Origin of the sequence: Sphingobium sp. ba1 (assembly GCF_000743655.1) — a bacterium.
Taxonomy (GTDB): Bacteria; Pseudomonadota; Alphaproteobacteria; order Sphingomonadales; family Sphingomonadaceae; genus Sphingobium.
In genome coordinates, this window is sequence record NZ_JPPQ01000016.1 from 1 (window position 1) to 1449 (window position 1449).

Below are 1449 nucleotides of genomic sequence, written 5' to 3' on the forward strand. Positions count from 1 at the left end.
CAGACCCGCCACGCTTCGCGCTCCAGCGTGCCTTCGTGAAGGGCGGCCGCCAGGTCTGCGCACGGGCGGCCGGCCGCAATCTCGTCGGGCGGGTAGAACAGGTCATGGGGCTGTCCCAGGACGCGATCGAGGGGCCAGCATTCGGCACGCTCGCCTTCTTCATTATAGCTCAGCACGATCCCGGCAGGATCGAGCAGCGTCAGGACATGGCCGCCAGCCTGTCGCAGGAACAACGGCGCAAGCCGCACCACCTCCCTGGCAATCTCGTCCGCCCCGCGCCTCGTGTCGACCATCGGCCGGCTCACATACCTGGCCGGGCGCACGTATCCGGGCGTAGCCCGACCGTGCCACTCAGCGCCGCGCGAGTATGGCCTTCATCTCGTCGATTTCCTGCCGCTGCGAGCGCTTGATCGCTTCGCAAAGCCGGATGACTTCCGGATCGCTGAGCTTTGCTTCCTGGCACATCAGGATCGCCCCGGAATGATGCGGGATCATCGAGCGCAGAAAGGCCGTGTCGCCGATCGTGGTCTGGGTGCGGATGAGTGCAAAGCTGCCGAAGAAGGCGACCAGCGACGCGGCGATCAGCGCGATGTTGGCGGCCTTCGACACGAACATGTGTCGCATGGCGAGGATCATCAGCACCACCATCGGTGCGACCATCATCAGCGTCATGTAGAGCATGTTGAGGTTGTTGTAGAAGCTGTCGAGCCCGTCGATCATGACGAACATCACCAGATACATGATGACGCCGCTGATGACGGTCTGAACGGCAAGGCTCCAATAGGCACCCATCTTCCGGGTGTTCATGTGGGACGAATGGTCCATGGCGTATCTCCTTCGCTCGGCGCCGGCCGACCTGGGTATGAGTGTAACGCCCCGCTCTCTTGTTCGCCCCCGCCATCAGCCGTCCTGATGCTAAAACCAGAAGCGAACGCCGGCGACGAAGCTGGTGGCATGGACGTCCTCGCCCGCAAGCCTCGACAGCCGCGCCGTGTCTCCGGCTTTGCGCAGATAGGAAACGCCGATGTAAGGTGCGAACTGGCGGCTGAATTCGTAGCGCAGGCGCGCGCCGAGCTCTATGTTGACCAGCCCCGAACCGATGTCGTTCTCCGGAATATCCTGCGCGGCGAAATTGACCTCGGCGCGCGGCTGCAAGATCAGGCGCTGGGTGATGCGCTGGTCGTAATAGCCCTCGACCCGGCCCAGAACATCGCCCTTGGTCGAGAGGAACAGCGCGCCTTCGACCTCGAACATGCCAGGAGCCAGGCCCTCGACGCCGATCGTCGCGTAGGTGCGGTCGGGCCCGCGGCCGAAGTCCTGGCGGATACCGCCCTGAAGATTGAAATAGGGGTCGATGGCCCGGCTGTAGAGCACCTGCACCTCGGCGCTGTCGATGCCGCGGCCGAACTCGCCTTCGCCCTCGCTCTTGAGCCAGAGGCGGTTGATGTC

Annotated in this window: 2 protein-coding genes and 1 pseudogene; all 3 read right to left on the minus strand. The window is 64.0% G+C overall.

What is annotated here, in order from left to right:
* Window positions 1–293, minus strand: a pseudogene (locus tag IL54_RS01945) (PAS domain-containing sensor histidine kinase); the annotation flags it as partial.
* 58 nt (window positions 294–351) lie between these two features.
* Complete coding sequence (locus tag IL54_RS01950) at window positions 352–825, minus strand: DUF305 domain-containing protein (protein WP_015449253.1); 474 nt, start codon at window positions 823–825, stop codon at window positions 352–354.
* Between the two features lie 90 nt (window positions 826–915).
* Window positions 916–1449: copper resistance protein B (locus IL54_RS01955; protein ID WP_037472663.1), on the minus strand; the 534-nt coding region annotated here is incomplete at its 5' end.